Source organism: Lutibacter oceani, from assembly GCF_003384935.1.
Lineage (GTDB): Bacteria > Bacteroidota > Bacteroidia > Flavobacteriales > Flavobacteriaceae > Lutibacter > Lutibacter oceani.
In genome coordinates this window covers 255,713-282,137 of the sequence record NZ_QTTQ01000012.1, presented here as the reverse complement: position 1 = coordinate 282,137, position 26,425 = coordinate 255,713, and the positions used below count along the sequence as shown (strand labels likewise).

Genomic DNA, 26,425 nt, shown 5'->3' with positions numbered 1-26,425 from the left:
TAGAATTTTTTAATTTTTTTTACACTTAAAACAAGTGTTTTTATGGATTACTATCTTTATCTTTATTTAGGAAAAAAGGCCTAAAAAAAGCCTAAAAAATTAGAAAAACTAAATATATAAAATGAAAGTTGCTGATAAATTAAACTACTTAATTACTCGAAGAGAAAAAGCTTCTCAAATGGGTGGTGAACAGAGAATTGAAAAACAACATTCCAAGGGCAAATTGACAGCTCGAGAACGCATTAATTTATTGTTTGATGAAGGAAGTTTTTATGAAATAGATTCATTGATTAAACATCGGTCAGTAAATTTTGGAATGGAACAAGTTGAAATAGCTTCAGATGGTGTTATTGTGGGACACGGATTAATTAACGGAAGAACCGTTTTTGCTTTTTCTCAAGATTTTACATCGGGTGGAGGTGCTTTAGGAGAAATGCACGCTACAAAAATTTGTAAGATTATGGATTTAGCTATGAAAGCCGGAGCACCGGTAGTTGGATTAAATGATTCAGGAGGAGCAAGAGTTGAGGAAGGTGTTGATGCATTAAAAGGGTATGGTGATGTTTTCTTTAGAAATTCAAGGGCTTCTGGTGTGATTCCTCAAATTTCTGCAATTATGGGACCTTGTGCTGGTGGAGCTGTTTATTCACCTGCAATGACCGATTTTATTTTTATGGTGAAAAAAACAAGTAATATGTTTATTACAAGTCCGTATGTTATAAAAACAGTTACAGGAGAAGAAACTACATTTGAAGAATTAGGTGGAGCAATGGTTCATAATTCAAAAAGTGGAAATGCACATTTCGCCTGTGAAGATGATAGTGATTGTATTGAGCAAATTAGAGAGTTACTGGATTATTTACCAAATAATAATATGGAATTGACTCCAGTATTAGAAATGGGTGATGATCCAAAAAGATCTTGTGATGTTTTAGATACTATTATTCCAGATGATTCAAAAGTACCTTATAATATGAAAAATATTATTGAAGAAGTACTGGATGCTGGTCATTTTTACGAAGTGCATGAGCATTTTGCTGAAAACTGCATTGTTGGTTTTGGAAGATTAAATAATCGTTCTGTTGGTATTATTGCAAATCAACCTATGATTTTAGCAGGTTGTTTAGATATAGATGCTTCTGATAAAATAAGTAGATTTATTAGAACCTGTGATGCATTTAATATTCCAATTGTAACTTTTGTAGATGTGCCAGGATATTTACCCGGAGTTCAACAAGAATGGAGTGGAATTATTAGACACGGAGCTAAATTATTATGGAGTTATGCAGAAGCAACTGTTCCAAAATTTACAGTTGTTGTAAGAAAAGATTATGGTGGAGCATACGTTGCAATGAGTTCAAAACATTTAGGTGCTGACATGGTTTTTGCTTGGCCAACAGCTGAAATTGCTGTAATGGGAGCTAAAGGAGCTGTAGAAGTAATTTCAAAATATAAAAAAGAAATTGCGCAAGCAGAAGATAAAGCAGCTAAATCGCAAGAAAAAATTGAAGAATATGAAACTGCTTTTGGTGTGCCTTATTTGGCTGCAGAAAGAGGATATATTGATGAGGTAATTTTACCTAGTGAAACAAGAGAAAGATTAGTAATGGCTTTAGATGCTTTAAGTTCTAAAGTAGAGTTAGTACCAGCAAAAAAACACGGAAACATCCCTCAATAAATAATATTATGACATTACTTGAAAAAAAGAAAAGAGCAGCAGTAATAGCTGCAACAGTTTATGTTCAAATGGAAGAAAACAAGGACAAAATTGTACCACGTTATGGCTGGAGTAAAATAGGATTGGTAAGAAGAATGAATGACAGAGGTTTACTATTTAGCAAAGGAAGAACAATAGGAGCTAGAATAAATTAATTTAAAATCACGAAACAATGATATACGATAAACATGGGGCATTACTAATGACTAAAATGGATTATAGTGCAGATAGGCCAAAAGCTGAAAACCCGATAAAAATACAGGATTTAAGTTTTCGTGATGGACATCAATCCTTGTTTGCAACCAGGGGTAGAACTGAAGATATGATACCTTTTGCTGAACAAATGGATGAAGTAGGCTTTCATGCTGTTGAAACTTGGGGAGGAGCTACTTTTGATACTATGCATAGATATTTAGGCGAAGATCCATGGGAACGTTTAAGAACACTTAAAAAATATATGCCTAAAACACCTTTTTTTATGTTGTTAAGAGGTCAAAATATAGTTGGCTACAGAAATTACGCCGATGATGTTGTTGAAAATTTTGTGCAACGTGCTTGCGATAATGGTATGGATATTTTTAGGTGTTTTGATGCGTTAAACGATTATAGGAACTTTGAAACAGCAGCAAAAGTTGTGAAACACAATGGAAAACATTTTCAAGGTACAATTTGTTATACATTAACCGAACCAAGGTTAGGTGGTGAAGTTTATAATATTGATTATTACTTAAATAAAGCTAAAGAATTAGTGCAATTTGGTGTTGATTCTATCTGTATTAAAGATATGGCAGGTTTAATTGCTCCTTATGATATTTATAACTTAGTAGTTGAACTAAAGAAAATTACAGATATTCCTTTAAACTTGCATACACACTTTACCTCTGGAATGGGTGATTTAGCAATTTTAAAAGCTATTGAAGCAGGTGTTGATATTGTTGATACTTGTATGTCTCCGTATGCATATAGAACTTCACATGCAGCAATTGAGCCATTGGTAATTTCATTATTAGGTACAAATAGAGATACTGGTTTAGATATTAAAAAATTATCTGCAATTAGTGCTCAAATGGAAAAAGTAATACCAAAATATAAGCATTTAGATAATAGTCCGAAATATGCTATAATTGATACTGATGTTATTTTACACCAAACGCCAGGAGGTATGTTATCAAATTTAGTAAATCAATTAAAAGCAATGGAATCTTTAGATAGATTAGATGATGTATTTAGAATGTTGCCTAAAGTTAGAAAAGATTTAGGTCAAATTCCATTGGTAACACCTACAAGTCAAATAGTTGGAGTTCAAACTGTTAATAATGTATTGTTTGATTCTTATGAAGGTGAATACTCAAGAATTACAGAAGAAGTAAAAGATTTATGTTATGGTTTATATGGTAAAACTACGTTGCCTATTAATCCAGAACTTAGAAAGAAAGCTCTAAAAGATTATCCTAGAGGTGAACAACATATTGAGGTTAGACCAGGAAGTGTTTTAGAACCAGAAATGGATGCCGTTAAAAAAGGTTCAAAAGGTTTAGCAAAAGATATTGATGATGAAGTACTATTGGCATTATATCCTGTTACTGGAAAAAAATTCTTAAAAATAAAATATGGTTTAGAAGAAATGCCTGATGATATGAAAGCTAAAACCCTAGAAGATGTTGAGAAAGAAAATAATTTAATTACCAAAGCTTTAGCAGGCGAATTGAAGGCCGGTACTAGTACTAATGGCGAAATGCATGAAATGGAAGTGTTTGTAGATGGAGAATCATTTATGGTGTCTATTCCAAATACAAAAGCTACTACAAGATCTGTATGGAAAAAGAAAGCAGCAAAAGAAGTGGTTACCGAAGGAGCTTGTACAGCACCAATACCTGGTATGATTGTAGATTTTAAGAAAAAGAATGGCGATGAAGTAAAAGCTGGGGAAATTGTAGTTGTTTTAGAAGCAATGAAAATGATGAACAATTTTGAAGCAAATAAAGATGGTGTAATTTCAGGTATTAAATTTGATTCTGGAGATACTGTTGCTAAAGGAGATGTTTTGTTTTCAATAGAATAAAACTTTTAAATTATCTAAAAAAAAGCCTAAGAATTTTTCTTAGGCTTTTCTTTGATTCTTATTTTTTAAAATTAGATTTCAAATTTGATACTTGTTATAAAATTCCTTCCAATATTTGGAATTCCATTTGTTTTTAAACGTGATAAATGTGAAAAATAAGAGGTGTTAAATAAATTATTAATATTTAAATTAATATTAAAAGACATTTTTGAAATGTTTATTTTTCCACCTGTACCAATATTTACTAAATTATAATTATTAGTAGCTGTTTCAAATTCACTAATATTTTTTTGTTTAAAATTACTTTCAACGGTTATTAAAGTAAATCCATTTTTTAGCCAATTATTTATATCGTATTCGGCTCTTAATGTATTTGTTAGTTTGTGAGCTGGAATAAGAGGCAGATAATTTCCGTTATTTTGCTTACCAATTATAAAGTCGAAACTACTTTGTAAATGTAACCAATCTAATGGGTGAGGATGTAAATGAAAACCAAATTCACCTCCATATAAGTTGGCATTTTCTTGTGTATACTTGTAAATTGCATATTCATCTTCAAATTCACCTGTAGGATTTATAAAAATGTAATTATTTATATGATTGTAAAAACCATTGGCAAAAATTTCAAAATGTTTACTGTAGTATTCCAGTGCAATATCCGATTGAAAGTTTTTTTCATTTTTTAAAGCACTATTTCCAATTTCAAATCTATTCGATCCGTGATGTATACCATTTGATGTTAATTCAGCTAAATTTGGAGCTTTAAATCCTGAGGCAAAATTAAACCTACTTGTAATTTTCTTAAAAAGAGTAGTTTTATAGCCCAGTGATGCTGAAAAATTTTCAAAGGAATTATCTATAGCTTCAAAAACATGTGCTTCATCTTCGTGTAAAACAATATGTTTTTCTGAAGAAATAGCTCTTGTGTCAAAGCGAATTCCACCTTGAAGGCTATGTTGTTTCCAATCGAAAGAACTAGTTAAAAATGCCCCAAAATCATTTGTTGTGGCATTTGGAATTAATATTTCTTCACCAAAATTTTTATTTTTTTGATTTAAACCTTGAATACCAATAATAGTTTCAACTTTTTCTGATTTTGGTAAATTCCATTTCACATCATAGCTAAATGTTTTTAAGTCTAAATTTAAAGAAGCAACTAGTTCTTCTTCAGGATGTACTTCTTCCTCTGCGTGTACTTCACCTTCTTCATGATGTAATTCAAACTCTTTTCTATTATTAAAAGTATACCCGAAAGTTGAGGTGATTTTAGAAGTTGGTAAAAAGAAAATATTATTAAAACTCACCATTTTGTTTGTTAAATCTTGATATGGATATAGTGGAGTTTTATGTGTATTTTGAATTCCAATTTCTTCAGGGATACCAACTTTAGTATTGTTGAAATTAAATCGTAATGTGCTGGAAATGAAACTATTTGAGTGTCCAATTGCAGTATTAAAAATAGTTTCATTAAAACGTGTATTAGTAACTCTTTCATTGTCACCTGTTTTATAATCACTATGTTGATTGCGAGCTCCATTTACTAAAAATTTCCAAGAATCGTTAGTTTGTTTAACTCCAAAAGAGGTATTACTACCTTGTGTATTTGCATAATAGGATTGGTTAATATTTAAATTAAAGGAGTTGGCTTCTGCAAATTTTGTAGGATTAAAATAGAGAACTCCACCTAAAGCATCAGATCCATACAAAAGGGATGCGGGACCTTTAATTACTTCAACACTTTCAATACTTGATTCGTCAATACCTAACCCATGTTCATCTCCAAATTGTTGATTTTCGAGTCTTATTCCTTGTGTGTAAACCAAAACTCTGTTTCCTCTTAAACCTCTAATTACAGGTTTACCAATTCCAATTCCAGTTGAAACCTGTGAAACTCCTGCAATTGAGCTTAAACCTTCTATTAATGTTGCTGCTCCTTTATTTTTTAACTGTTGTGCAGTTGCCCGCTCAACCTTCATTACATTTTCAGATTGTAATTTATTAAATGCTGTTGAAACAATTATTTCATCCATTTTAAATACAGCTTCTTGCAATATAAAATTTAAGACTGTTTCGTTTTGTTGAAGGTTTAGGGTTTTTATTTGAGTTTCAAACCCAATAAATGCTACAGTTAATTTAATTGAATTATTTGGTAAATTATTTAGTTCGTAATAGCCATTTTCATTAGTAGATGTGCCTTTGTGCAATTCTTCTATAAAAACGTCAACACCAAAAAGTGGCTCGTTTTGGGAGTTGGTTATGGTACCCGAAACTGAACGTTGCGCATGTGCAACAATTGTTAATCCTATTAAAAGGATTGAAATATATACTTTCATATAAAATATTTTTATTGATAACTAGTTGTTTTTTAGTTCTTAAGTCAATAAAAATGGAGGTGCTCTTGAGGATTTAAAATTAAGATTTACAGCCTTAAATTGCTTTTTGCTGAAATAAACTTTTTCTAAATGAAACGCTTTTTTAAAAAAAGTTAATTTTAATTTAAAATCAATTGCATTTGTATTTATTTTAAAATGAAATACAGAACAATCAATTTTATGCGTATCAAAATGAGTTTTATTTTGAGCATTACAAACTGATTGTTCGTGAGTTTCAAAAGAGTGTACAAATTGCACTGCAAAAGGGAGCAGTAACGTTGTAACAAGTACAATTGAAATTATATGTTTAATAGATTGTTTAATAAAAAAAATGTATTAAACACAAAATTACAAAATCATATTAATCTTTTATGCCAAATTTTTCTAAAATAACACCCATTAGGCACCATTTTGTTATACCGGATTGAAATAAATTGGCACCAACAAATGCTGTAAACCATAACCAGTTGATATTTACTTTTACGGCAAGAATTAAGCTAATTAAAATAAAAGCTCCTGCAACAATGTGTATAATTCTAGTTTTCATATTTTTTTAATTTGATTTTTCTACGTTTAAAATTACTACGTGAATTTTTGATAGTGTTTTTTGTGTTGTATTAAATTCATTAACATAATTAAATAATACATCTGTTTTTTCTTTATCTGCAAAGGAATAAAACATTATCGATTGACTTTCATTCATTTCAGATGCGAACCAATTACTTTCTACAGATTCTTCTGTTGAATCTCTAAAACCTTTGATGTCTGTATAAGAAAATATTTTGATGTCTGATTTTTTTAGAATCATTTTTACTTCTTTTTCAAACACCTTAACTGCTGTAATAATCAGTAACTTCATATTTAAATTTTTTTAATAGTTTATTTAAGTTTACCTAGTCAAACTGAGCCTGTGGAAGTTTATTTAATTATAAAAAATAATATTTCAACAAGCTCAATACGACATCTAAAATCACTTTTCAGCAATCCTACTTATTATTTTCCCACTTCTTTTTTTCGGTCATATAGTAAATTAATGGTACAACAATTAATGTTAATAATGTTGAAACAATTGCACCAGCTACTAATGATATTGCTAATCCTTGGAAAATAGGATCAAATAAAATAATGGAAGCACCTATTACAACTGCACCTGTTGTTAATAAAATTGGAGTTGTTCTAACTGCTCCGGCATCTATAATTGCTTGTTTTAAAGGAATTCCATCATTTAATCGTATTTCAATAAAGTCAATTAACAACACTGAGTTTCTAACCATAACACCTGCCAAAGCAATCATCCCAATAAATGAAGTTGCCGTAAAGAATGCACCTAATAACCAGTGTCCTAAAACAATTCCAATTAATGATAATGGAATTGCGGCCATCATAACCATAGGGGTTTTAAAGTTTTGAAACCATCCAACAATTAACATGTAAATAATAATAATAACAATTAAAAAGGCAGCACCTAAATCTCTAAATACTTCTAAAGTTATTTGCCATTCGCCATCCCATTTTACAGTAAAGTCAGTTTCATCTGAAGGAGATTCCATATACAATTCATTTACCTTATAGCCTTTAGGAATTTCCATATTCTGTAATTTTTCTTTCATTCCTAAAATTGCATATACAGGACTTTCTAAACCTCCTGCCATATCTGCCAATACATAAACTACCCGTTTTTGATCTTTTCTGTAGATAGTTTTTTGTAAAGTATCTGTTTTAACTTTTACTAAATCACTTACAGGAACCATATTTCCTTGAATTCCTTTTATCTTTATATTTTGAATGTCTTGCAAGTTTGTTTTGTCTGAATCACGTAAGCCTAAAACTATATTTACTTCATCAAACGAATTTTCATCGTATAAATAAGAAATAGGATACTCAGTTAACAAATAGGTTAAGTTTCCAACAATTTGTTGAGGTGCAATACCATTTAGCATTGCTTTCTCTTTGTCTACTTCAAGTTTATACTCAGTTTGAGCATCTTCAACCATCCAATCTGTATCAACAACATCTGTTGTATTTTCCAAGATATTTTTAACCTGACCAGCAACTTTTATTTGCTCGTTATAATTTGGTCCATAAACTTCAGCAACTAAAGTTGATAATACTGGTGGTCCTGGCGGAACTTCAACTAATTTTACATTTGCACCATATTTTTTTGCTATTTTTTGAACTTCAGGACGTACAAGTTTAGCAATATCGTGGCTTTGTAAATCTCTATCTTCTTTTAATAATAAATTTACCTGAATATCAGCCATATTACTTCCTCCACGAACATCATAATGCCTAACTAAACCGTTAAATGTAATAGGAGCAGAGGTTCCAATATAATTCTGATAATTTACAACTTCAGGAATAGTAGAAAGGTGTTGGGCAATTTCTTTTGTAACTGCAGCTGTTCTTTCTAAAGTAGTTCCTTCAGGCATATCAATCACTACCTGAAATTCATTCTTATTATCAAAAGGCAACATTTTTACTGCAACAGATTTGGTAAAAAACATCAATACAGATCCAAGTAATAATACAACTGTTATACCCAACATAACAAAACGTTTAATTTTACTGTCTAAAAATGGTTGTTCTGTTTTTTTGTATATTTTATAAATCCATCCAGTTTCTATACCATGCTCTTCTTTATGCTCTTGTTCATCTTTTTCTTGTAATAAATGATATCCTAAATATGGAGTTACGGTTAATGCAACAAATAAAGAAAGTATCATTGCAATAGATGCTCCAATTGGCATTGGACTCATATAAGGTCCCATCATCCCAGAAACAAAAGCCATTGGTAAAATAGCAGCAATTACAGTAAATGTTGCCAAAATTGTTGGATTTCCAACTTCATTAATGGCATAAATGGCTGCTTGTTTAAATGGTAAACGTTTCATTTTAAAATGTCTGTGCATATTTTCGGCAATAATAATACTATCATCCACCACAATACCCACAACAAAAACCAATGCAAATAATGTAATTCTATTTAGTGTATATCCTAATAAGTAGTAACTGAATAAAGTTAAAGCAAAGGTAAGCGGAACAGAGAAAAACACAACCAATCCACCACGCCAGCCCATAGCTAACATCACCAAAATTGTAACCGCTAAAATTGCCACTCCTAAATGCAATAATAATTCACCAACTTTATGTGAAGCAGTTTCACCATAGTTTCTGGTAACTTCCACATGAACATCGTTAGGAATTAAATTTTGTTTTAAATGTGCTACATGGTCCAAAATCTTTTCTGAAATTTTCATTGCATCTGCACCTTTCACTTTTGCAATAGAAAGTGTTACAGCTGAATATTCACTAGGATTAGAAGCAAATTGTTCATTTCCTTTTCCATATCCAAAACTTACATAACTTTTTGGTGTTCCAGGTCCGTCATATATTGTTGCAACTTGTTTTAAATAAACAGGCATTTGTTGATTTACACCAACTACCAAATTCTCAACATCATCTTTTGATGTTAAAAACTTTCCGGTTGTAACTAAAAATTCTTCATCCCCTTTTACAAAACTACCAGATTGTGAACTGCTATTATTGGCTTTAATTAGTTGCATTATTCCTAATGCATCTACACCATTTTCTGCCATTTTATCCTTGTCTAAAACAACTTTAAGTTCACGGTTTCTTCCACCAATAACTTTGGTAATAGAAACGTCTTTTATTTTTTCAATTTCCGAAGTTACTTCTTCAGCAATTTGGCGAATTTCAAAATCATTGTAATTTTCACTCCAAAAAGTTAAACCTAACATTGGAACATCGTCAATAGAGCGCGTTTTAACTAACGGTTGCGTTACACCCGGAGGAAACATTCCTTGATGACGCATTAATTCATCATATAATTTAACATACGACCGTTCTGTATCTTCACCTACATAAAACTGCACAATCATCATACTTTGCCCATTCATAGCAATACTATGTACGTGTTGCACACCTTTAATATTCGAAATAATTTTTTCTAATGGTTTAACCACACGGCTTTCAACTTCCGTAGGACTTGCTCCTGGGTAACCAACCAACACATCGGCCATAGGAACAATAATTTGTGGTTCTTCTTCTCTTGGAATCAGAAAAGAGCTATAAATACCAATTGCCATTAAACCTACCATTAACAAAATAGTTAGCTTAGAATTTATAAACACATTGGCAATTTTACCTGATATACCTTCTTGCATAATTTTATATTTTTTGGGCGTTACCCTTTGGGTCGGGCTATTCGTTTCAATCTTTTTTTTATAAAAAAAGTATTTCCACTGCTATCCCTAACGCAAATTTTAGTTTATTGAATTGCTACTTTTGCTCCGTTAAATAATTTACTTTCTGCTGAAATTATATATTGCTCATTTGAAGATAAACCTGATAAAATTTCAACGTTTTCTCCAAAACTTTTACCTATTCTTAACCATCTTAAAATGGCAGTGTTTTCATTTCCAATAGTATAAATACCAGTTAACTGTCCTTGTTTAACTAAAGCTGATTTTGGAATTAAAATTAATCCATTTTCAGTTTTTGTAGCTTGTTCAATTGGAAACTGAACTGAAGTAAACATTCCAGAAAGTAATTTAACATCTGTTTTATCTAAAATAACTTTAACTAAATACTGACCACCTGTATTTTTTGTTGATGTACTTACTTCAGTAACTTTACCTTTTAATAATTGGTTGTTAGATTTTATAACAACTTTTACCTCAGATCCAGTTTTAATTTTTGTAATTTCAGATTCTGGAACCATTGCTATTACTTGAAAAAGTCCAGGATTTTCAATGCTCAATAAAGGCATCCCCGGATTAGCCATATCTCCTTTATTTACATATTTACCTGTAATTATTCCATTAAAAGGTGCTGTAATATTTGAATAAGAAAGTTGAGCGTTAACTTGATTTTTCATTTGATTTGCACTTTCTAAACGCGCTTTTGCCATTTCGTAATTGGCAGTCATATCATCCATTTCCTTTTGTGAAGCACTATTGTTTTCAAATAAAGCTTTATAACGGTTGTAATCTTTTTCTGCGTTATTAAAAGCAGCTGTTGCTTCTGTAATAGAAGCGTTAACCTGAGCTTTTTGCGCTGAAATATCTGCACTGTTAATGCTTAGTAATAATTGTCCTTGAGATACTTTTTGACCAACTTTTACATGAACATTGTTTACAAATCCCATCATTCTGGTACTTAAATTAGCATTTTGAACTGCTTCAACTTTTCCGCTTGCGGTTAAAAATGTTCCATCCTGTGAAGTTGGGGTGCTAACTTGTACTGCAACAATTTCTCTGTTGTCGGCTATTTTTGTTTTATCTTTTCCGCAACTTGTTACAAATATTAAAGTTACAATTGCTAGTATTTTAAATGTATTTTTCATCGATTTTATATTTTGAGATATAATAAATTTGATTGTTTTAGTTGTGTAATTTATTTTGTTAAAAAGCTTACGTATGCTTTTGTATAATTATAATTAAAAACAGTTTGTAAATATTCCAGTTGTTTTTGTAAATATTGAGTTTCGGAGATTAACAAATCCGATGTTTTTTCTAAACCCTCCTCAAATCTGTTTGTTCTAATTCTTAAAGCTTCTTTAGATTGATCTAAGGCCAAATTTGTGAGTGCCAATTTATTTTCAGCATCTTTTAATTGGCGTTTTGCCCTGTTAAATTCTAACTGACTTTGATTTTTATACTGTTCTAAACTTATTTCTGCTTTGTCTAATTCAGCTTTACTTTTTTGAGTTTTTCCAATGCGTTTATAACCTTCAAAAACATTCCAGGAAAGTTGAGCTCCAACTAAATACCCTTTGGCATTTGTGCCAAAAAGTTTGTCGTCATACATTTCATAACTACCAAAGGCATTTAATCTAGGTAAAAGACTCATTTTGTCAGCTTTGTGCATATTACTGTACGCTTCAGTGCTTTTTTGCATTGCTTCAATATCGGCCCTGTTTTCAGAAAGTTGTTGATTATAAACATCTAAATTAAGTTCGGCAACTAACATAGTTGAAGGTTTTAATACTATATCACTAGTATCATTTATTAAAAACAATAAATAATCTGAAGCGTTTTTTACATTACTTTTTGTACTTAGCAATTGGTTTTCAACTTCAGTTACATGGACCTCAACAGATAGTACATCTGCTTTTTGCATAAAACCTTGCTTAAAATTATTTTCAGCTATTTTTTTGTTTTCAAGTGCAGCTTCTTTGGCTTTTTCAAGTACTTCAACTGCTTTATATGCAACTTGTAATTGCATATACGCTTTGGTAACTTCTAATTTTATGGCATCTTTTGTTCTTACCGTTTGCAACTCAAAAGCATTCATTTTTGCTTTAGCAGCTTTACGCATAAAAATACCGTCAGCATTAAAAATTGGCTGTTGAACTTCAATTTTAGTTGCAAAATTTTTAATTTCATCTGGATCATTTAATAAGGCCGGATTAAAATCGGCTTGTGTTAAAATTTCCTGATTTAATTTTGAGCCAAAGGCCATTAACGGATTTGTGGTTGCTATCGCTGAATGTGAAATAGAAATGTTTGGCAGTAATATAGAATTTGTTTGGTTGTAATCTGCTTTTGCAGCATTATAATCCTGTTCTGATATTTTAACCGTGTGATTGTTATTTTCAACCTTATCTAAAACTTCATTTAAAGAAATAGAAACTTCTTGTTGAGCTTTAGTAATAATTACGTTGAAAAGTAAAAATGAAATGAATATAATATATTTATCGTGCATGTTATTTGCTTTTTTAGTTTAGTGCAAATGTAAATGAGGCGATAAGGGTGAACAGTAATAAACATTACAGTTGTTTGTAACATTTATAACACAATATTAAATTGTAACTTCTATAGCTTAAAGTTACTAAATTATATGGAGGATTTAATACTTTTTAATTAAATATTTAATGCTTTCCAGATAAAAAAGCTGCAATTAATTTAGTTTTTGGGAATTGTTCTAAAATAATTTTAATAAATACGGTAAGTGGAATTGCCATTATTAAACCTGGAATTCCCCAAATATAGCCCCAAAGCATTAGCATTACTAAAATGGTTATAATGTTTATAGAAAAAGATTTTCCCATAAAAATAGGTTCTAAAATCCCTCCAAATAACACTTGTACACCGGTTATTGAAAGTATAAAAAATAGTAAGGTGCTTGTTGGTTCAATTTGTACAAACGCAAAAAGTGCTAATAAAATAACAGAAATAAATGAACCAATCATTTGAACAAAATTTATTACAAAAGCAAACAATCCCCAAAAAATTGGGAACTTAATGTCAAAAAATACGCAAGCCAGTCCAATACCAATTCCTGTAAATAAACTTACTAAAATTTTAACTTTAATAAATTTAATTAAATCATTTTCAATTTTTATAAATGTTTTAACTGAAGCAAATTTTTGTTTAAGAATAGTATTGTTTAGTAATTTTTCAAAATTAATGGATTCAGCCAACCATAAAACCACAAAAAAAGCTGTCATTAATGTCATTGATAAAGTGTTGCTTATAAACCCTAAGGTAGAACCAAAGTTTTTTGAAATATTTTCTTTATTTATAAAATTTGAAATTATATTTTCGTTTTCACCAAAATATTGTATGCCAAAAAATTGTTCAATTGAAACAAATAAACTTGATAATTTACTAGAGGCTTTTTCAATAAAAAAATTATCAGCAGCTAAAATTTCTCTAGATGATAATTTTATCAATTCTCCACCAATTTTAAATAGTGCAACAAATATTAAGAGTACCACAAAAATACTTATAAATTTGGGAACATTTCTTCTATTAAACCAACGCATTAGCGGTAAAAATAATAGCGCAATAAACATTGATGCTATTAATGGAATAAATATAAACGATAATGTTTTTAACAAATAAAAAACAAACGGTATTACAATTACTAGTAATAAAATATTTGTAGTTTTTCTATCATTCATAATTAAAATCTTTTTTAAAGCAAGGTTTATTCATCAAGTAAATTTTTATCCTTTAATTTTTCATCAAGTATGGTAGAATTATGTAATTGAACAGGTTTTTTTCCTTTTTTCATTTTCAAATTTAAAAACTCTACAAATAGTGAGAAGAAAATTGCAAAATACAAGTATCCTTTTGGTATACTGTGAACTTCATTACCAAAGAACCTAAAATTAGCTAAATGAGAACCTTCGGCCAATAACATTACTCCAATTAAAATTAAAAATGAAAGTCCAAGTATTTGAATTGTAGGGTGTTCATTTACAAATTTACTAACAGGGCCTGCAAAAACTAACATAATAATAATAGAAATTACAATAGCAATAATTATAATAGCCATACCACCAAAATATCCAAATCCAGCTGGAGGATTGTCAAAACTAACCAAACCTATGGCAGTTAAAATACTGTCGAATGAAAATACTAAATCCAGCATTACAATTTGAATAATTGCGTTTAAAACTGTGCTACTTGTTTTGGTGTTTTTTCCATTTTCATCTCCTTCTAATTTATGATGAATTTCAGTAACACTTTTATATAGTAAAAACACACCACCAGCAATAATAATTAAACTTTGACCAGTAATTCCAGCTTTTAGCCATGATGTATCAATATGAAATAATACATTTTGCAATTGTAAAACCCATGAAATTCCAAATAGCAAGGCAATTCTAAAAAACATTGCTAAAAGTAAACCAATATTTCTTGCTTTTGGTCTATCTTTTTCTTCTAGTTTATTTGATACAATTGAGATAAATACAATATTATCAATCCCTAAAACAATTTCTAAAAATATAAGTGTTAAAAGTGCTATCCAGGTATCTGGTTGTAAAAATATTTCCATAACTAGTCTGTTATTTTAAAAATTTCACCTTTTTGTATAAAATTAGAATGTCCAATTACTGCTTCAAATTCGTAGGAATTTTTTTCAAGATTTATTATTTTAACATGAATTGGATCTTCATCAATAGCTGTTTTTGGATGTAACATTTTTAACGTATAATTAAAATTGTTTTTCCAAGAAATTGATAAAGTATCTATTCGGTCTTCATATTTTTCAATTTGAATTGAATCTTGCCTAATAATAATCGTTTTTTCATACCCTTTTCCTTCAGGAATTTCAAAAGTTCCAGATTTAAATCTATCAGGACTTAGAGGTTCATTATTACAGCTAATAAGTAGTGAAAATATTGATATTATTAGAACAATTTTTTTCATGTTAGTTTTTTTTAAATACCAGTATAATTACTTGGTGTTATTGCTTTTAATTCAGTCTTAATTTCATTTGAAACTTCCAAGCTATCTATAAAATTGGCCATAGATTTTTGTGTAATTTTTTCATTGGTACGTGTTAAGCCTTTTAAGGCTTCATAAGGATTTGGATAAGCCTCCCTGCGTAAAATTGTTTGAATTGCTTCTGCAACAACTGCCCAATGATTTTCTAAATCTTCCGCAAATTTTTCTTCATTTAATAATAACTTGTTCAATCCTTTTAACGTTGAAGTAAAGCCAATAATTGTGTGTGCAAAAGGAACGCCAACATTTCTTAACACAGTAGAATCTGTTAAATCACGTTGTAATCGAGAAATTGGCAGTTTAGCCGATAAATGTTCAAATAATGCATTAGCAATACCTAAATTTCCTTCCGAATTTTCAAAATCTATCGGATTTACTTTATGTGGCATTGCTGATGAACCAACTTCCCCTTTTTTAATTTTTTGTTTGAAATAATCCATTGAAACATAGGTCCATATATCCCTGTTAAAGTCTATTAAAATGGTATTTATACGTTTTTGAGCATCAAAAATACCAGCTAAATGATCGTAATGTTCAATTTGTGTTGTTGGAAAAGAATGGTGTAATCCTAATACTTTTTCAACAAAATGAGTTCCAAAAGCTTTCCAGTCTATGCTTGGATATGCAACTTTATGGGCATTATAATTACCAGTTGCTCCACCAAATTTAGCAGCATATGGTATATTTTGTAATTGTTTTACCTGTTGTTCAATACGTTCAATAAAAACTAAAATTTCTTTTCCTAAACGAGTTGGTGATGCCGGTTGACCGTGTGTACGGGCTAACATTGGTATATCTGCCCAAGAAATTGCTAATTGTCTTAATTTTTCTAAAAGAGTAGCTAATTCTGGGTAGTAAACTACATCAAAAGCATCGTTTATGGATAGTGGAACTGACGTATTATTGATATCTTGAGAAGTTAAACCAAAGTGGATAAACTCTTTATATTTTTGAAGATTTAAAGCATCAAATTTTTCTTTAATAAAGTATTCAACTGCTTTTACATCATGATTTGTAATGCTTTCAATATCTTTAATTTTTTGAGCATCAGCAGCAGTGAAATCGATATAAATACTTCGTAATTCATCAAAAAGAGAAACATTAAAATCTGCTAATTGCGGTAAAGGAATTTCGCATAAAGCAATAAAATATTCAATTTCTACTTTTACCCTGTATTTTATTAGCGCTTCTTCAGAAAAAAAGGGAGCTAAATTTTCTACTTTACTTCGGTATCTTCCATCAATTGGAGATATGGCATTTAAATTTGTTAAAGACATTTTTTAGTTTTGTGTTGAAAAATGCAAAATTAATGAATATTAGCTAAAATATGTAGTTTTATTTTTTGTTTATCAAAGCCAATGTTAACTTTCCTCTGGCTTTATATGCTGCAGTTTCTTTTGTAATATTTTGTTGAATTATTAATTTTAATTCCTGGTGTACCCAATCGTAGTTTTTTCCCAACAAAAATAAAGTTGTCATAGTGTATGCTTTAACAGCAACTTTATGTTGGCTAATCAACCAATCAAAACCAGTTTCAATAATGCTATCTAAATGTTCTTTTGTAAGCATATCTTTAACAATTGAATTATTTTTTGAGGTATATGCTTTGGCAATAAATTCACAAATTTTCGAAATTGGTCTTACTGCGCTATCTTGTTTTATACTTCCAATATTTTCTGTAAAATAATCTAAATATGGAGTTAGCCACTCAAGTTTTTCTTTACAAACAAATTCTAAAACCCAAGCTGCTTTTATAGATGTTTTGTCGCTAATATCAAATACAATATCCAATAAAAAAGGGAAAATTTCTGGGTTTTTTAGAACTAAATTAGAAACTCGTAACCTATTTACGCGCTTTGCATTTTCAATATTATTTAGTTGTTCAATTAAGAATTGTTTATTCATCCTTCTTAATTTTATCTTTTTTCTTTGGAGATAATTTATACAATAAATACACAAAGGCAACGATTATATGTAGAATAACTACAATCATTATTGTATAAAACCAAAAATTTGAAATACCCATCATACAAGAATTAGTATTTAAAGATAAAAAAACGCCTGAATAATATTCAGGCGTTTTAAAATTTTATTTCAAAAAAATTAGTTGTGTGCAATAGGGTAGGAGTCTGAATTGCCAGTACGAGTTACAGAACCATCTGTTGTAACATTTCCTAAAAGTAATAATCCACAAACGTGAGGTGATGCCATAGAGGTACCACTTAACGTTGCGTAACCACCATCTTTATATGTAGATTTTACTGAAGAACCTGGAGCAATCACATCAACTGGAGTCCCATAATTTGAAAAACTAGACCAAGAATCACTTGAAGTCATTGATGCGACAGTGTATATGTTAGAATTATTTAAACCTACTCTTGCTGGAGAATAATATAATGAATCATCACTTGAATTTCCTGCAGCAATTGCAATTCTAATACCTAAGCTAGCAACGGCTTCTGCGGCTCCATCAACAGCTGTATCTGTGTATCTTGATTGTGGACCTAAACTCATATTAACAGCATCACCAGCGCTCCCATTTGCAGCAATATAATCTAAAGCTGAAATTGTCCAAGAAAATTGACCACTACCTCTACTATCTAAAACTCTTAGAGCAACAATTGTGGCGCCTGCAGCAACTCCAACAACACCAATATTATTATTTAATGCAGCAACTGTACCAGCAACGTGTGTTCCATGCCCATTACCATCTTCAATACTATATTTTCCTTTTGTTACATAAGATCTACTTCTATTTACATCAACATTTATATCTGGGTGATCAGAGTCTATCCCAGAATCAATTATCCATGCGGTTTTTCCAGTTCCATCTGTAGTACCTCCAATTCTATTTATACCCCAAGGAGTTTCTTGTGCAGGATCTGTTCCTCCTCCGCCACCTCCTGGTGTTCCACTTGGTTTACCAAGTGAGATAATATAATCTTGTTCGATAGATTTTACTCTTGGATCCATTCTTAATTTTTCTAACTGATTACTATTTAAAACAGCTGTAAAACCTTTTAAAGCAAAACCATAAGTTTGTTTTATTTGATCATTACTGATATTTAATTCGGAAAATTTGGAAGGTATTTCTTTTCGTAATTGTTTAATTTCAGCGTCGTAGCCTAATTTTTTACGAGTAGTTTTTCCTTCATAATCAGATTTTAAAACCACAATATATTGATCTTGTATTGGGGCTGAAGATTCAATTATAGATAGGGGATCATTCCTAACATCATCATCAGTACAACTAGTAAAAAGAAAAATTGTAATAATAAATGTAAAAATAAGAATGTTTGTACTTTTGTTAAATTGTTTCATTATTTGTATTGGTTTTAAGTTAATTTTGTTAAATGTATTAAATTTTTTTAAAAAAAATAATTTTTAACAAAAATTAAATGCAGCTTAAAGTATAAAAAGAATAGTTATATCTTTAATTTTTAAAATGAAAAAAAATGAAAAAAATACTTTTAGGAATTTTAGTTGTTTTTATACTAATTCAGTTTATTAGACCTGAAAAAAACGATTCAAAAGACGGAAAAAATGATATTGCAACAGTAATGATTGTTCCTGAAAATGTTCAGGAAATTATTAAAACTTCATGTGCCGATTGCCATTCAAATTACACAAAATACCCTTGGTATAGTGAAATTGCACCAGTTTCCTGGTATTTGGCACAACACGTAAATGAAGGTAAAGAACATTTAAACTTTTCAGAATGGACAGCCTATAATAGCAATCAAAAAAGCCATATTATAAAAGATTTAGAAGAAGAGTTAGAAGAACATAAAATGCCTTTAAACAGCTATTTATGGATTCATAAAGATGCTAAAATGAGTACAGAACAATATAAAATACTTTTAGATTGGGTAAAAACTATTGAAGTTGATTAAATTAAAAAATGAAAAAAGCCATTATTTTTAAGGTCATAACTCTTTTCTTAATGTTTTTTTGTGCTCAATTAAATGCACAAGAAAAAATAAATCAGTTTGATTTAAAAGGAAATAGAAATGGGATTTGGAAAAAATACTATACAAACAATAATATTAGATATGAAGGAGAGTTTAAAAATGGCAAAGAAATAGGTGTTTTTAAATATTATAGCATTACAAGTTCAAAATACCCAATCGCAATAAAAAAGTTTAATTCAAACAATACTATTGCTTCTGTAAAATTTTATACAGTTGAAGGTATTTTGGAAAGTAAAGGCGAAATGGATGGAAAAAAAAGAATAGGGAAATGGCTGTATTACCATCCAGATGGAAAAACCATAATGATTGAAGAAAATTACTTAAATGGTGTTTTAGAAGGTGAATTTAAAAGTTACTATAAAACTGGTAAAATAACTGAAATTTTAAATTATAAAACTGGAAAACTACACGGAAATACAAAACGATTTGCTGATAATGGTATTTTATTAGATGATTTAAATTATAAAAATGGCAAACTTGAAGGGTTGGCAAAATATTATAATGTTGATGGAAAATTAATTTACACAGGTAAATACGAAAATGATGAAAAAGTTGGAGAGTGGGAGTATTATGAAAACGGCAAAAAAGAAAATGTAAATAAATTAAAACAATAATTTTATATTGCAGCAAATATTATTTCAATTGAATATTAATATTTGAAAACTAGTATAAATAAAAAACACTAACCGTGGATATATCAAAAATATTTACAAATAATAAAGCATGGATAACTGAAAAACTATCCGAAGATGAAAATTATTTTACAGAATTAGGTAAGGGACAAAGTCCACAAATATTATATATCGGTTGCTCAGATAGTAGAGTGTCTTCAGAAGATTTAATGGGAGTGCAACCTGGAGAAGTTTTTGTACATAGAAATATTGCAAATATGGTACCTAATACAGATTTAAATGTGATGTCTGTAATAAATTATGCAGTAACGCATTTAAAAGTTAAACATGTAGTTGTATGTGGACATTATTCTTGCGGAGGTGTAAAAGCAGCAATGCAATCGGCAGATTTAGGAATATTAAACCCTTGGCTAAGAAATATAAGAGATGTATACAGGTTACATCATACAGAATTGGATTTAATTAAAAATGAGGATAAAAAATATGATAGACTTGTTGAGCTAAATGTACAAGAACAATGCGTTAATGTGCTAAAAACATCGGATGTTCAAAAGGCATTATTAGAAAAACAAGTTACTGTACATGGTTGGGTTTGGGATATTCATACGGGAGAACTTATAGATTTAAAAATAGACTTCGATAAAATTTTAAAAGATATCAGAGAAATTTATCAATTATCTTAGCATATTTAACCAATCAAATAAATTTCGAAAATTAAAATATAAAATATTAATAATAACACTGTTAAATAAAAATTACTATATTTGCAAATAATATAATAAATTAAAATTTTTAATAATGAGTAAAGGAACAGTAAAATTCTTCAATGAAACTAAAGGATTTGGATTCATAAAAGAAGACGACTCAAACAAAGAACATTTTGTACACATTTCTGGTTTAATCGATGAAATCCGTGAAGGTGATGAAGTAGAATTCGATTTACAAGAAGGTAGAAAAGGAATGAACGCAGTAAACGTAAAAGTTATTTAATATAATAATTACCTTTTTTTATTGTAAGCCTATCAATTTTTTGATAGGCTTTTTTTATGTACTTTAAAAAAAAATAGTATTTTGTGTTACTTTAGAAAGCTAACCCAAATTTGTGATTTTGTATTGTACCTTTTAGAAACTATAAATAAACGGGGTTTAATTCAATATAATTTCATTAAAAAATAGTATTACTTTGAAAAAACTAGAAAATAAAACGACTACTTTTAGTGATCGAATTCAACTACCTTTCTTTTTTGAAACCAATAAAATGTTGGAGGAAATAGAGGCATTAAAACTAAAAAATTTTATTTATTATGATGTGCTACCTTTAAGGTCTCCTGCATATATGGTAGATAAATCCTTACCAATACCCCCTCCAGCCGAGGATTATGCAGATGGATCTTGGACTGATTGGTTAGATACTAATGAGCTTAAGCAATCCAAATATTTGTCTAGTGTTGTTGATTTTTTCAGAGAACATTGCACTGTAACTTTAGTTAGGTTATTACGGTTAGAACCCGGAGCTGTTGTAGCTGAACATAAAGATCCAACACTTGGTATTGAAATACCAAAATCCGTTATTCGTTTAACTATTCCAGTACTTTTAAATAATGCAGTTGTTTTTTACCTTAATAATAAACCAGTTCCAATGAAAACTGGAGAATGTTGGTATTTACGTTTGAGTGATCCACACAAAATTATTAATTCAGGAACAACAGAACGAATTAATATGACAATTGATTTGATTCCTAATGATTGGATAAAATCATTTTTAATTAACAAATAATAAGATTTTATTTTTAATAACTTTAAGTACGTTCTTTTATTTTTTTAATTATTGAAACAATGGTAGTTGCTAATATGGCACCTAAAAAAGCAAGGAAAATATCTTTTTGAGCGTCCCACACATCTCCTTGAGTTCCCAAATATGCAGTGCCTTGATCTTTAAAAAATATATCGGCTACTGCCCATTCAATTAATTCATAAAAACCACTAACCGATAATGTAATTTCTATTGGTAAAAGCCAAGCAACCCAAGGTTTAAACTTAAAACCTATTAAAAATAATTCACGCATTGGGTAGGCTAATAAAAAACCAAAGCTAAAATGTACAATACGATCGTAATGATTTCTCGCTAAAGAAAAATAGTCCTGTAACCAAAACCCAAATGGATTTTCTGCATACGTATATTTTGCGCCATACACATGTAAAATTAAATAGACAAATATTAACAAATAGCTTAAATCGCTAAATTGCAAATTTTTATAAGTTGTAAATAAAACAAGTATAAAAATTATAACCAGTGCATTTTCTAAAAACCAATTTGCTAAATCAGTGGTTCCAATAAGTGTAGTTACCCAAAATATTATAAATGATGTTAAAAAAAATAGTAACAAGTTGTTTTTTAAGATAGGAATTCTATGTTTGGAAATAGCATTTGTGAATTTCATAAATTTTATTTATTGCGAAAAGTACAATTTAAAATTAACTTTTCCTTCCTAAAAGTAATCCGTAACTTTGCACTCTAAAATTTAAAAATGAAACGAGTAATTGTTGGTCTTTCCGGTGGTGTAGATAGTAGTGTTGCTGCATATTTGTTAAAAGAACAAGGTTATGAGGTTATTGGCTTGTTTATGAAAAACTGGCACGATGATTCTGTAACAATTTCTAATGAATGCCCTTGGCTTGAAGATAGTAACGATGCAATGTTAGTAGCCGATAAATTGGGAATTCCTTTTCAAGTAGTGGATTTAAGCGAACAGTATAAAGAGCGTATAGTTGACTATATGTTTAAGGAATACGAAATGGGACGTACTCCAAACCCGGATGTATTATGTAACAGAGAAATAAAGTTTGATGTTTTTCTTAAAATAGCGCTGGATTTAGGAGCTGATTTTGTTGCAACTGGTCATTATTGCCGAAAAGGCGAAGCAGAAATTAATGGAAAATCTGTTTATAAACTATTGACAGGTAAAGATGAAAATAAAGATCAATCGTATTTTTTATGCCAGTTATCGCAGGAGCAACTTTCAAAAGCATTATTTCCTATAGGAGAATTAACAAAGCCTGAAGTACGTAAAATTGCAACAGAACAAGATTTAATAACAGCCGATAAAAAGGACTCTCAAGGTTTGTGCTTTATTGGTAAAGTACGATTGCCTGAGTTTTTACAACAAAAATTACAACCTAAAGAAGGTGTAATTGTTCAGATTTCAGAAAATTCAACAATTTATAATAGAGAAATTCCATCGTTTAGGTCTAAAGAGGAAGAATTGGCATTTTTTGCTAAAAAATATAAATATTCCATAGCTGATGGTAAAATTGTTGGCAAGCATCAAGGGGCTCATTATTTTACCAAGGGACAGCGAAAAGGATTGGCAGTTGGTGGAACAAAAGAACCTTTATTTGTAATTGATACCGATGTTGTTGAAAATGTAATTTATACTGGAGAAGGAAAAAATCATTCAGGTTTGTATAGAAATGTGCTATTTGTTTCAAATGAAGAATTACATTGGATTCGCACTGATTTGGCTTTAAAAAATGGTGAATCTTTACAAGTATTGGCAAGAATAAGGTACCGTCAAAAATTAGAAAATGCAACTTTATATAAAGTAGAAAGCGGAATGTATGTTGAGTTTCAAAATAAACAATCAGCCATAACAGAAGGTCAGTTTGTTGCATGGTATGTAAATGATGAATTACTAGGTTCTGGAGTAATTGCTTAGTTTAATAATTGTAAAAGTAATTTTTGTCTTCAAAAATTAGTATTTTTAATCAAAATTATTTGAAGCTTGAAAAAATATATACTTACCTTTTTATTAATATGTTCATTTTCAACTACATTTTCACAGGTTGAAGATGCTTGGGTATATTTTAAAGACAAGCCAAGTGAAACTTCATATTATTCCACACCATTAAATATGTTAAGTCAACGTGCGTTGGATAGAAGAACACGTTTTAGCATTCCACTGGATTATAATGATATTCCTATTGAGTCCGTTTATATTACAGCAGTTAAAAATAGTGCAGGAATTATTGTTTTGGCAAAATCTAAATGGTTAAATGCATTACATATTCAAGGTACACAGGTAAATATTGATGCGTTATTAAATTTAGATTTGGCAGGCAATTTTTTTGTTGATTCCATTGAATACGCCAATACAAGTTTAAATAGTTCAAAACCCGAAAATAAACTAAATAAAGTATCTAAATTAAAAAATAAACAGCTAGAAATTACTACTAATTTTAATTATGGAAATGCTGAAAACCAAATTGTTATGTTGGGTGGAGATACCTTGCACCAAAATAATTTTACAGGTACAGGAATGCAAATTGCAGTTATGGATGCAGGATTTCCAAACGTAGATAATTTTTTAGCTTTTAAAAGAATTCGAGACAATGGTCAAATTTTAGGGGGTTATGATTTTGTTAATAGAAGCACTAATTTTTATGCAGGTGATTCTCACGGAACTTCTGTTTTATCAACAATTGCAGGTTATTTAGAAAATGGTGTGGATGGAGCAACTACTAATTTTGTGGGTACTGCACCTGATGCTAGTTATTATTTATTCAGAACAGAAAATGCACCAGTTGAAGTAAAATTAGAAGAAAGCTTGTGGGTTGAAGCAGCTGAAAAGGCAGATAGTTTAGGCGTTGACGTGATAAATACTTCCCTAGGTTATTCTGTTTTTTTTGATAATCCAGCTCATAATTATGAATATAGTGACATGGATGGACAAACTGCTTTTATTACAAGAGGTGCTGAAATTGCTTTCTCTAGGGGAATGATAATTGTTAATTCGGCAGGAAATGAAGGTAATGATCCCGTTTGGCCTTACATAAACGCACCGGCTGATGGGCCTTCAATTTTAACTGTTGGGGCTGTAAATTCATTAGGAGATATTGCCTCATTTAGTTCTTTTGGACCAACCTTTGATGGAAGAATAAAGCCAGATGTTTGTGCTCAAGGACAAGGAACTTATATAATAAATAGCTCTGGTAATGTTGCCGCTGCAAATGGCACTTCTTTTTCTTCACCAGTTTTAGCAGGTGTTGTTACATGTTTATGGCAAGCGTTTCCAAATAAAACAAATACTGAAATTACACAATTAGTAAGAGAGTCCGCACATTTGTATGCAACTTCAACGGCAGCAATTCCAACAATAGATTATCAATTTGGATATGGGATTCCTAATTTTGTAACAATTTTTGATGCTCTTGAAATTGAAAATTTAGAAGTTAAAAATGATGAAGTTTTATTTTATCCAAACCCAGTAACAAATGTAATACGTTTTAATTTTCCCAAAACTATTTCCGAAATGAAGATTTCAGTTTATAATGTATTAGGAAAAAATAGGTGTCAAACTAAAATTTTAAAAAGTAGTCCAATAGCAAATCTTTCTTTTTTAACAAAAGGATTGTATTTTATTCAAATTGAATTCAATAATGAAATTAAAACGTTTAAAATACTTAAAAATTAAATAAATGGAAAATAGTATTACAAAACTTTTTAATATAAAATACCCATTAATTCAGGCTGGTATGATATGGAATAGTGGTTGGAGGTTAGCTTCAGCTGTTAGTAATGCAGGTGGTTTAGGTTTAATTGGTGCAGGTTCTATGTATCCAGAGGTGTTGCATGAGCACATTCAAAAATGTAAAAAAGCTACAAAAAAACCATTTGGAGTAAATGTACCAATGTTATATCCTAATATTGAGGAAATAATGCAAATAATTGTTGATGAAGGCGTTAAAATTGTAGTTACTTCAGCAGGGAATCCGAAAACGTGGACTCCTTTTTTAAAACAAAATGGAATTACCGTTGTTCATGTAGTAAGTAGTGTAAAATTTGCATTGAAGTCACAGGAAGCAGGTGTTGATGCTGTTGTTGCAGAAGGTTTTGAAGCTGGAGGCCATAATGGGAGAGAAGAAACAACTACATTTACCTTAATTCCTATGGTTAAAGAAAAATTAAAAATTCCTGTAATCGCTGCAGGAGGTATAGCTTCAGGAAGAGGAATGTTAGCAGCAATGGTTTTGGGTGCAGATGGTGTTCAGGTTGGAAGTAGATTTGTAGCGAGTGAAGAGTCTTCTGCACATATTAATTTTAAAAAAGAAGTTGTAAAAGCACAAGACGGAGATACACATTTAACGTTAAAAGAATTAGCACCAGTTAGGTTAATAAAAAACAAATTTTACAATGAGTTGCAGGAGTTATACAAACTAAACCCTTCAGTTGAACAGCTAAAAGAAAAATTAGGTAGGGCAAGAGCTAAAAAAGGAATGTTTGAAGGCTATTTAGAAAACGGCGAATTGGAAATAGGTCAAATAGCTGGTTTAATACATGAGATAAAACCAGCCGCTGAAATTGTTCAAGAAATTATTGAAGAATATAAGAGTATTAAAAAGTCTTTTTGCTAA

24 protein-coding genes are annotated in these 26,425 nt (G+C 30.0%); 11 read left to right on the top strand and 13 right to left on the bottom strand.

Annotated features, from left to right (window positions below; translation table 11 throughout):
- Nucleotides 1–121: 121 nt before the first annotated feature.
- The 3 genes from BX611_RS14225 to BX611_RS14215 are packed head-to-tail and all read left to right on the top strand — an operon-like array spanning nucleotide 122 to nucleotide 3,779.
- Nucleotides 122–1,678, top strand: a complete 1,557-nt coding sequence (locus BX611_RS14225; RefSeq protein WP_115882545.1) for an acyl-CoA carboxylase subunit beta — start codon at nucleotides 122–124, stop codon at nucleotides 1,676–1,678.
- 8 nt (nucleotides 1,679–1,686) lie between these two features.
- Nucleotides 1,687–1,872, top strand: coding sequence for a hypothetical protein (locus tag BX611_RS14220; RefSeq protein ID WP_115882543.1), 186 nt, complete (start codon nucleotides 1,687–1,689; stop codon nucleotides 1,870–1,872).
- A gap of 17 nt (nucleotides 1,873–1,889) precedes the next feature.
- Nucleotides 1,890–3,779: a pyruvate carboxylase subunit B gene (locus tag BX611_RS14215; RefSeq protein ID WP_115882541.1), complete on the top strand. Its 1,890-nt coding sequence runs from the start codon at nucleotides 1,890–1,892 to the stop codon at nucleotides 3,777–3,779.
- Between the two features lie 71 nt (nucleotides 3,780–3,850).
- On the opposite strand, the gene BX611_RS14210 is transcribed toward BX611_RS14215, so the two are convergent.
- The 12 genes from BX611_RS14210 to BX611_RS14150 form a co-directional block, all read right to left on the bottom strand.
- Nucleotides 3,851–6,112, bottom strand: coding sequence for a TonB-dependent receptor (locus tag BX611_RS14210; protein ID WP_115882539.1), 2,262 nt, complete (start codon nucleotides 6,110–6,112; stop codon nucleotides 3,851–3,853).
- Nucleotides 6,113–6,512: 400 nt separating this feature from the next.
- The gene (locus BX611_RS14200) at nucleotides 6,513–6,698 is read right to left on the bottom strand and encodes a YgaP family membrane protein (RefSeq protein WP_115882535.1); all 186 of its coding nucleotides are present in this window, start codon (nucleotides 6,696–6,698) and stop codon (nucleotides 6,513–6,515) included.
- Between the two features lie 6 nt (nucleotides 6,699–6,704).
- Complete coding sequence (locus BX611_RS14195) at nucleotides 6,705–7,010, bottom strand: hypothetical protein (protein WP_115882533.1); 306 nt, start codon at nucleotides 7,008–7,010, stop codon at nucleotides 6,705–6,707.
- A 127-nt stretch (nucleotides 7,011–7,137) separates the two neighbouring features.
- Nucleotides 7,138–10,335 carry an efflux RND transporter permease subunit gene (locus BX611_RS14190; protein WP_115882531.1) on the bottom strand — a complete coding sequence of 1,066 codons (3,198 nt, stop codon included), beginning with the start codon at nucleotides 10,333–10,335 and terminating at the stop codon, nucleotides 7,138–7,140.
- Between the two features lie 104 nt (nucleotides 10,336–10,439).
- Nucleotides 10,440–11,516 carry an efflux RND transporter periplasmic adaptor subunit gene (locus BX611_RS14185; RefSeq protein WP_115882529.1) on the bottom strand — a complete coding sequence of 359 codons (1,077 nt, stop codon included), beginning with the start codon at nucleotides 11,514–11,516 and terminating at the stop codon, nucleotides 10,440–10,442.
- 50 nt (nucleotides 11,517–11,566) lie between these two features.
- Nucleotides 11,567–12,877 carry a TolC family protein gene (locus BX611_RS14180; protein ID WP_115882527.1) on the bottom strand — a complete coding sequence of 437 codons (1,311 nt, stop codon included), beginning with the start codon at nucleotides 12,875–12,877 and terminating at the stop codon, nucleotides 11,567–11,569.
- Nucleotides 12,878–13,043: 166 nt separating this feature from the next.
- The gene (locus BX611_RS14175) at nucleotides 13,044–14,078 is read right to left on the bottom strand and encodes an AI-2E family transporter (RefSeq protein WP_115882525.1); all 1,035 of its coding nucleotides are present in this window, start codon (nucleotides 14,076–14,078) and stop codon (nucleotides 13,044–13,046) included.
- Nucleotides 14,079–14,104: 26 nt separating this feature from the next.
- Nucleotides 14,105–14,959 (bottom strand): TerC family protein, encoded by an 855-nt coding sequence (locus BX611_RS14170; protein WP_115882523.1) that lies wholly within the window; start codon nucleotides 14,957–14,959, stop codon nucleotides 14,105–14,107.
- A gap of 2 nt (nucleotides 14,960–14,961) precedes the next feature.
- Complete coding sequence (locus BX611_RS14165) at nucleotides 14,962–15,333, bottom strand: hypothetical protein (protein ID WP_115882521.1); 372 nt, start codon at nucleotides 15,331–15,333, stop codon at nucleotides 14,962–14,964.
- An 11-nt stretch (nucleotides 15,334–15,344) separates the two neighbouring features.
- Nucleotides 15,345–16,688 carry an adenylosuccinate lyase gene (gene purB, locus BX611_RS14160; RefSeq protein WP_115882519.1) on the bottom strand — a complete coding sequence of 448 codons (1,344 nt, stop codon included), beginning with the start codon at nucleotides 16,686–16,688 and terminating at the stop codon, nucleotides 15,345–15,347.
- 58 nt (nucleotides 16,689–16,746) lie between these two features.
- Nucleotides 16,747–17,316, bottom strand: a complete 570-nt coding sequence (locus tag BX611_RS14155; protein ID WP_115882517.1) for an adenylosuccinate lyase — start codon at nucleotides 17,314–17,316, stop codon at nucleotides 16,747–16,749.
- A 198-nt stretch (nucleotides 17,317–17,514) separates the two neighbouring features.
- Nucleotides 17,515–18,732 carry a S8 family serine peptidase gene (locus BX611_RS14150; protein WP_115882515.1) on the bottom strand — a complete coding sequence of 406 codons (1,218 nt, stop codon included), beginning with the start codon at nucleotides 18,730–18,732 and terminating at the stop codon, nucleotides 17,515–17,517.
- 134 nt (nucleotides 18,733–18,866) lie between these two features.
- Here BX611_RS14150 and BX611_RS14145 point away from each other — a divergent pair, with 134 nt between their 5' ends.
- From BX611_RS14145 to BX611_RS14125, 5 genes are all read left to right on the top strand, one after another.
- Entirely contained in the window at nucleotides 18,867–19,304 is a 438-nt protein-coding gene (locus BX611_RS14145) for a heme-binding domain-containing protein (protein WP_115882513.1), read from the top strand.
- Between the two features lie 8 nt (nucleotides 19,305–19,312).
- Entirely contained in the window at nucleotides 19,313–19,996 is a 684-nt protein-coding gene (locus BX611_RS14140; RefSeq protein WP_115882511.1) for a toxin-antitoxin system YwqK family antitoxin, read from the top strand.
- Nucleotides 19,997–20,070: 74 nt separating this feature from the next.
- Complete coding sequence (locus BX611_RS14135; protein WP_115882509.1) at nucleotides 20,071–20,697, top strand: carbonic anhydrase; 627 nt, start codon at nucleotides 20,071–20,073, stop codon at nucleotides 20,695–20,697.
- A gap of 115 nt (nucleotides 20,698–20,812) precedes the next feature.
- Entirely contained in the window at nucleotides 20,813–21,004 is a 192-nt protein-coding gene (locus BX611_RS14130) for a cold-shock protein (RefSeq protein WP_115882507.1), read from the top strand.
- A 193-nt stretch (nucleotides 21,005–21,197) separates the two neighbouring features.
- On the top strand, nucleotides 21,198–21,791 hold the full coding sequence (locus BX611_RS14125) for an aspartyl/asparaginyl beta-hydroxylase domain-containing protein (protein WP_240324986.1): 594 nt from the start codon (nucleotides 21,198–21,200) through the stop codon (nucleotides 21,789–21,791).
- 22 nt (nucleotides 21,792–21,813) lie between these two features.
- Here the strand turns inward: BX611_RS14125 and BX611_RS14120 are convergent, their stop codons facing one another.
- Entirely contained in the window at nucleotides 21,814–22,455 is a 642-nt protein-coding gene (locus tag BX611_RS14120; protein ID WP_115882502.1) for a DUF2238 domain-containing protein, read from the bottom strand.
- Between the two features lie 87 nt (nucleotides 22,456–22,542).
- Here BX611_RS14120 and mnmA point away from each other — a divergent pair, with 87 nt between their 5' ends.
- From mnmA to BX611_RS14105, 3 genes are all read left to right on the top strand, one after another.
- Nucleotides 22,543–23,730, top strand: coding sequence for a tRNA 2-thiouridine(34) synthase MnmA (mnmA, locus tag BX611_RS14115; RefSeq protein WP_115882500.1), 1,188 nt, complete (start codon nucleotides 22,543–22,545; stop codon nucleotides 23,728–23,730).
- A 66-nt stretch (nucleotides 23,731–23,796) separates the two neighbouring features.
- Nucleotides 23,797–25,485, top strand: a complete 1,689-nt coding sequence (locus tag BX611_RS14110) for a S8 family serine peptidase (RefSeq protein WP_181897252.1) — start codon at nucleotides 23,797–23,799, stop codon at nucleotides 25,483–25,485.
- 4 nt (nucleotides 25,486–25,489) lie between these two features.
- Entirely contained in the window at nucleotides 25,490–26,425 is a 936-nt protein-coding gene (locus BX611_RS14105) for an NAD(P)H-dependent flavin oxidoreductase (protein WP_115882498.1), read from the top strand.

Excerpts from the sequence above, each read along its gene's own strand:
- BX611_RS14210 (WP_115882539.1), bottom strand. The coding sequence starts at position 6,112 with ATGAAAGTATATATTTCAATCCTTTTAATAGGATTAACAATTGTTGCA.
- BX611_RS14105 (WP_115882498.1), top strand. The coding sequence starts at position 25,490 with ATGGAAAATAGTATTACAAAACTTTTTAATATAAAATACCCATTAATT.
- BX611_RS14200 (WP_115882535.1), bottom strand. The coding sequence starts at position 6,698 with ATGAAAACTAGAATTATACACATTGTTGCAGGAGCTTTTATTTTAATT.
- BX611_RS14195 (WP_115882533.1), bottom strand. The coding sequence starts at position 7,010 with ATGAAGTTACTGATTATTACAGCAGTTAAGGTGTTTGAAAAAGAAGTA.
- BX611_RS14190 (WP_115882531.1), bottom strand. The coding sequence starts at position 10,335 with ATGCAAGAAGGTATATCAGGTAAAATTGCCAATGTGTTTATAAATTCT.
- BX611_RS14140 (WP_115882511.1), top strand. The coding sequence starts at position 19,313 with ATGAAAAAAGCCATTATTTTTAAGGTCATAACTCTTTTCTTAATGTTT.
- BX611_RS14145 (WP_115882513.1), top strand. The coding sequence starts at position 18,867 with ATGAAAAAAATACTTTTAGGAATTTTAGTTGTTTTTATACTAATTCAG.
- BX611_RS14215 (WP_115882541.1), top strand. The coding sequence starts at position 1,890 with ATGATATACGATAAACATGGGGCATTACTAATGACTAAAATGGATTAT.
- BX611_RS14165 (WP_115882521.1), bottom strand. The coding sequence starts at position 15,333 with ATGAAAAAAATTGTTCTAATAATATCAATATTTTCACTACTTATTAGC.
- BX611_RS14150 (WP_115882515.1), bottom strand. The coding sequence starts at position 18,732 with ATGAAACAATTTAACAAAAGTACAAACATTCTTATTTTTACATTTATT.
- BX611_RS14130 (WP_115882507.1), top strand. The coding sequence starts at position 20,813 with ATGAGTAAAGGAACAGTAAAATTCTTCAATGAAACTAAAGGATTTGGA.
- BX611_RS14120 (WP_115882502.1), bottom strand. The coding sequence starts at position 22,455 with ATGAAATTCACAAATGCTATTTCCAAACATAGAATTCCTATCTTAAAA.
- purB (WP_115882519.1), bottom strand. The coding sequence starts at position 16,688 with ATGTCTTTAACAAATTTAAATGCCATATCTCCAATTGATGGAAGATAC.
- BX611_RS14180 (WP_115882527.1), bottom strand. The coding sequence starts at position 12,877 with ATGCACGATAAATATATTATATTCATTTCATTTTTACTTTTCAACGTA.
- BX611_RS14225 (WP_115882545.1), top strand. The coding sequence starts at position 122 with ATGAAAGTTGCTGATAAATTAAACTACTTAATTACTCGAAGAGAAAAA.
- BX611_RS14220 (WP_115882543.1), top strand. The coding sequence starts at position 1,687 with ATGACATTACTTGAAAAAAAGAAAAGAGCAGCAGTAATAGCTGCAACA.
- BX611_RS14155 (WP_115882517.1), bottom strand. The coding sequence starts at position 17,316 with ATGAATAAACAATTCTTAATTGAACAACTAAATAATATTGAAAATGCA.
- BX611_RS14185 (WP_115882529.1), bottom strand. The coding sequence starts at position 11,516 with ATGAAAAATACATTTAAAATACTAGCAATTGTAACTTTAATATTTGTA.
- BX611_RS14175 (WP_115882525.1), bottom strand. The coding sequence starts at position 14,078 with ATGAATGATAGAAAAACTACAAATATTTTATTACTAGTAATTGTAATA.
- mnmA (WP_115882500.1), top strand. The coding sequence starts at position 22,543 with ATGAAACGAGTAATTGTTGGTCTTTCCGGTGGTGTAGATAGTAGTGTT.
- BX611_RS14170 (WP_115882523.1), bottom strand. The coding sequence starts at position 14,959 with ATGGAAATATTTTTACAACCAGATACCTGGATAGCACTTTTAACACTT.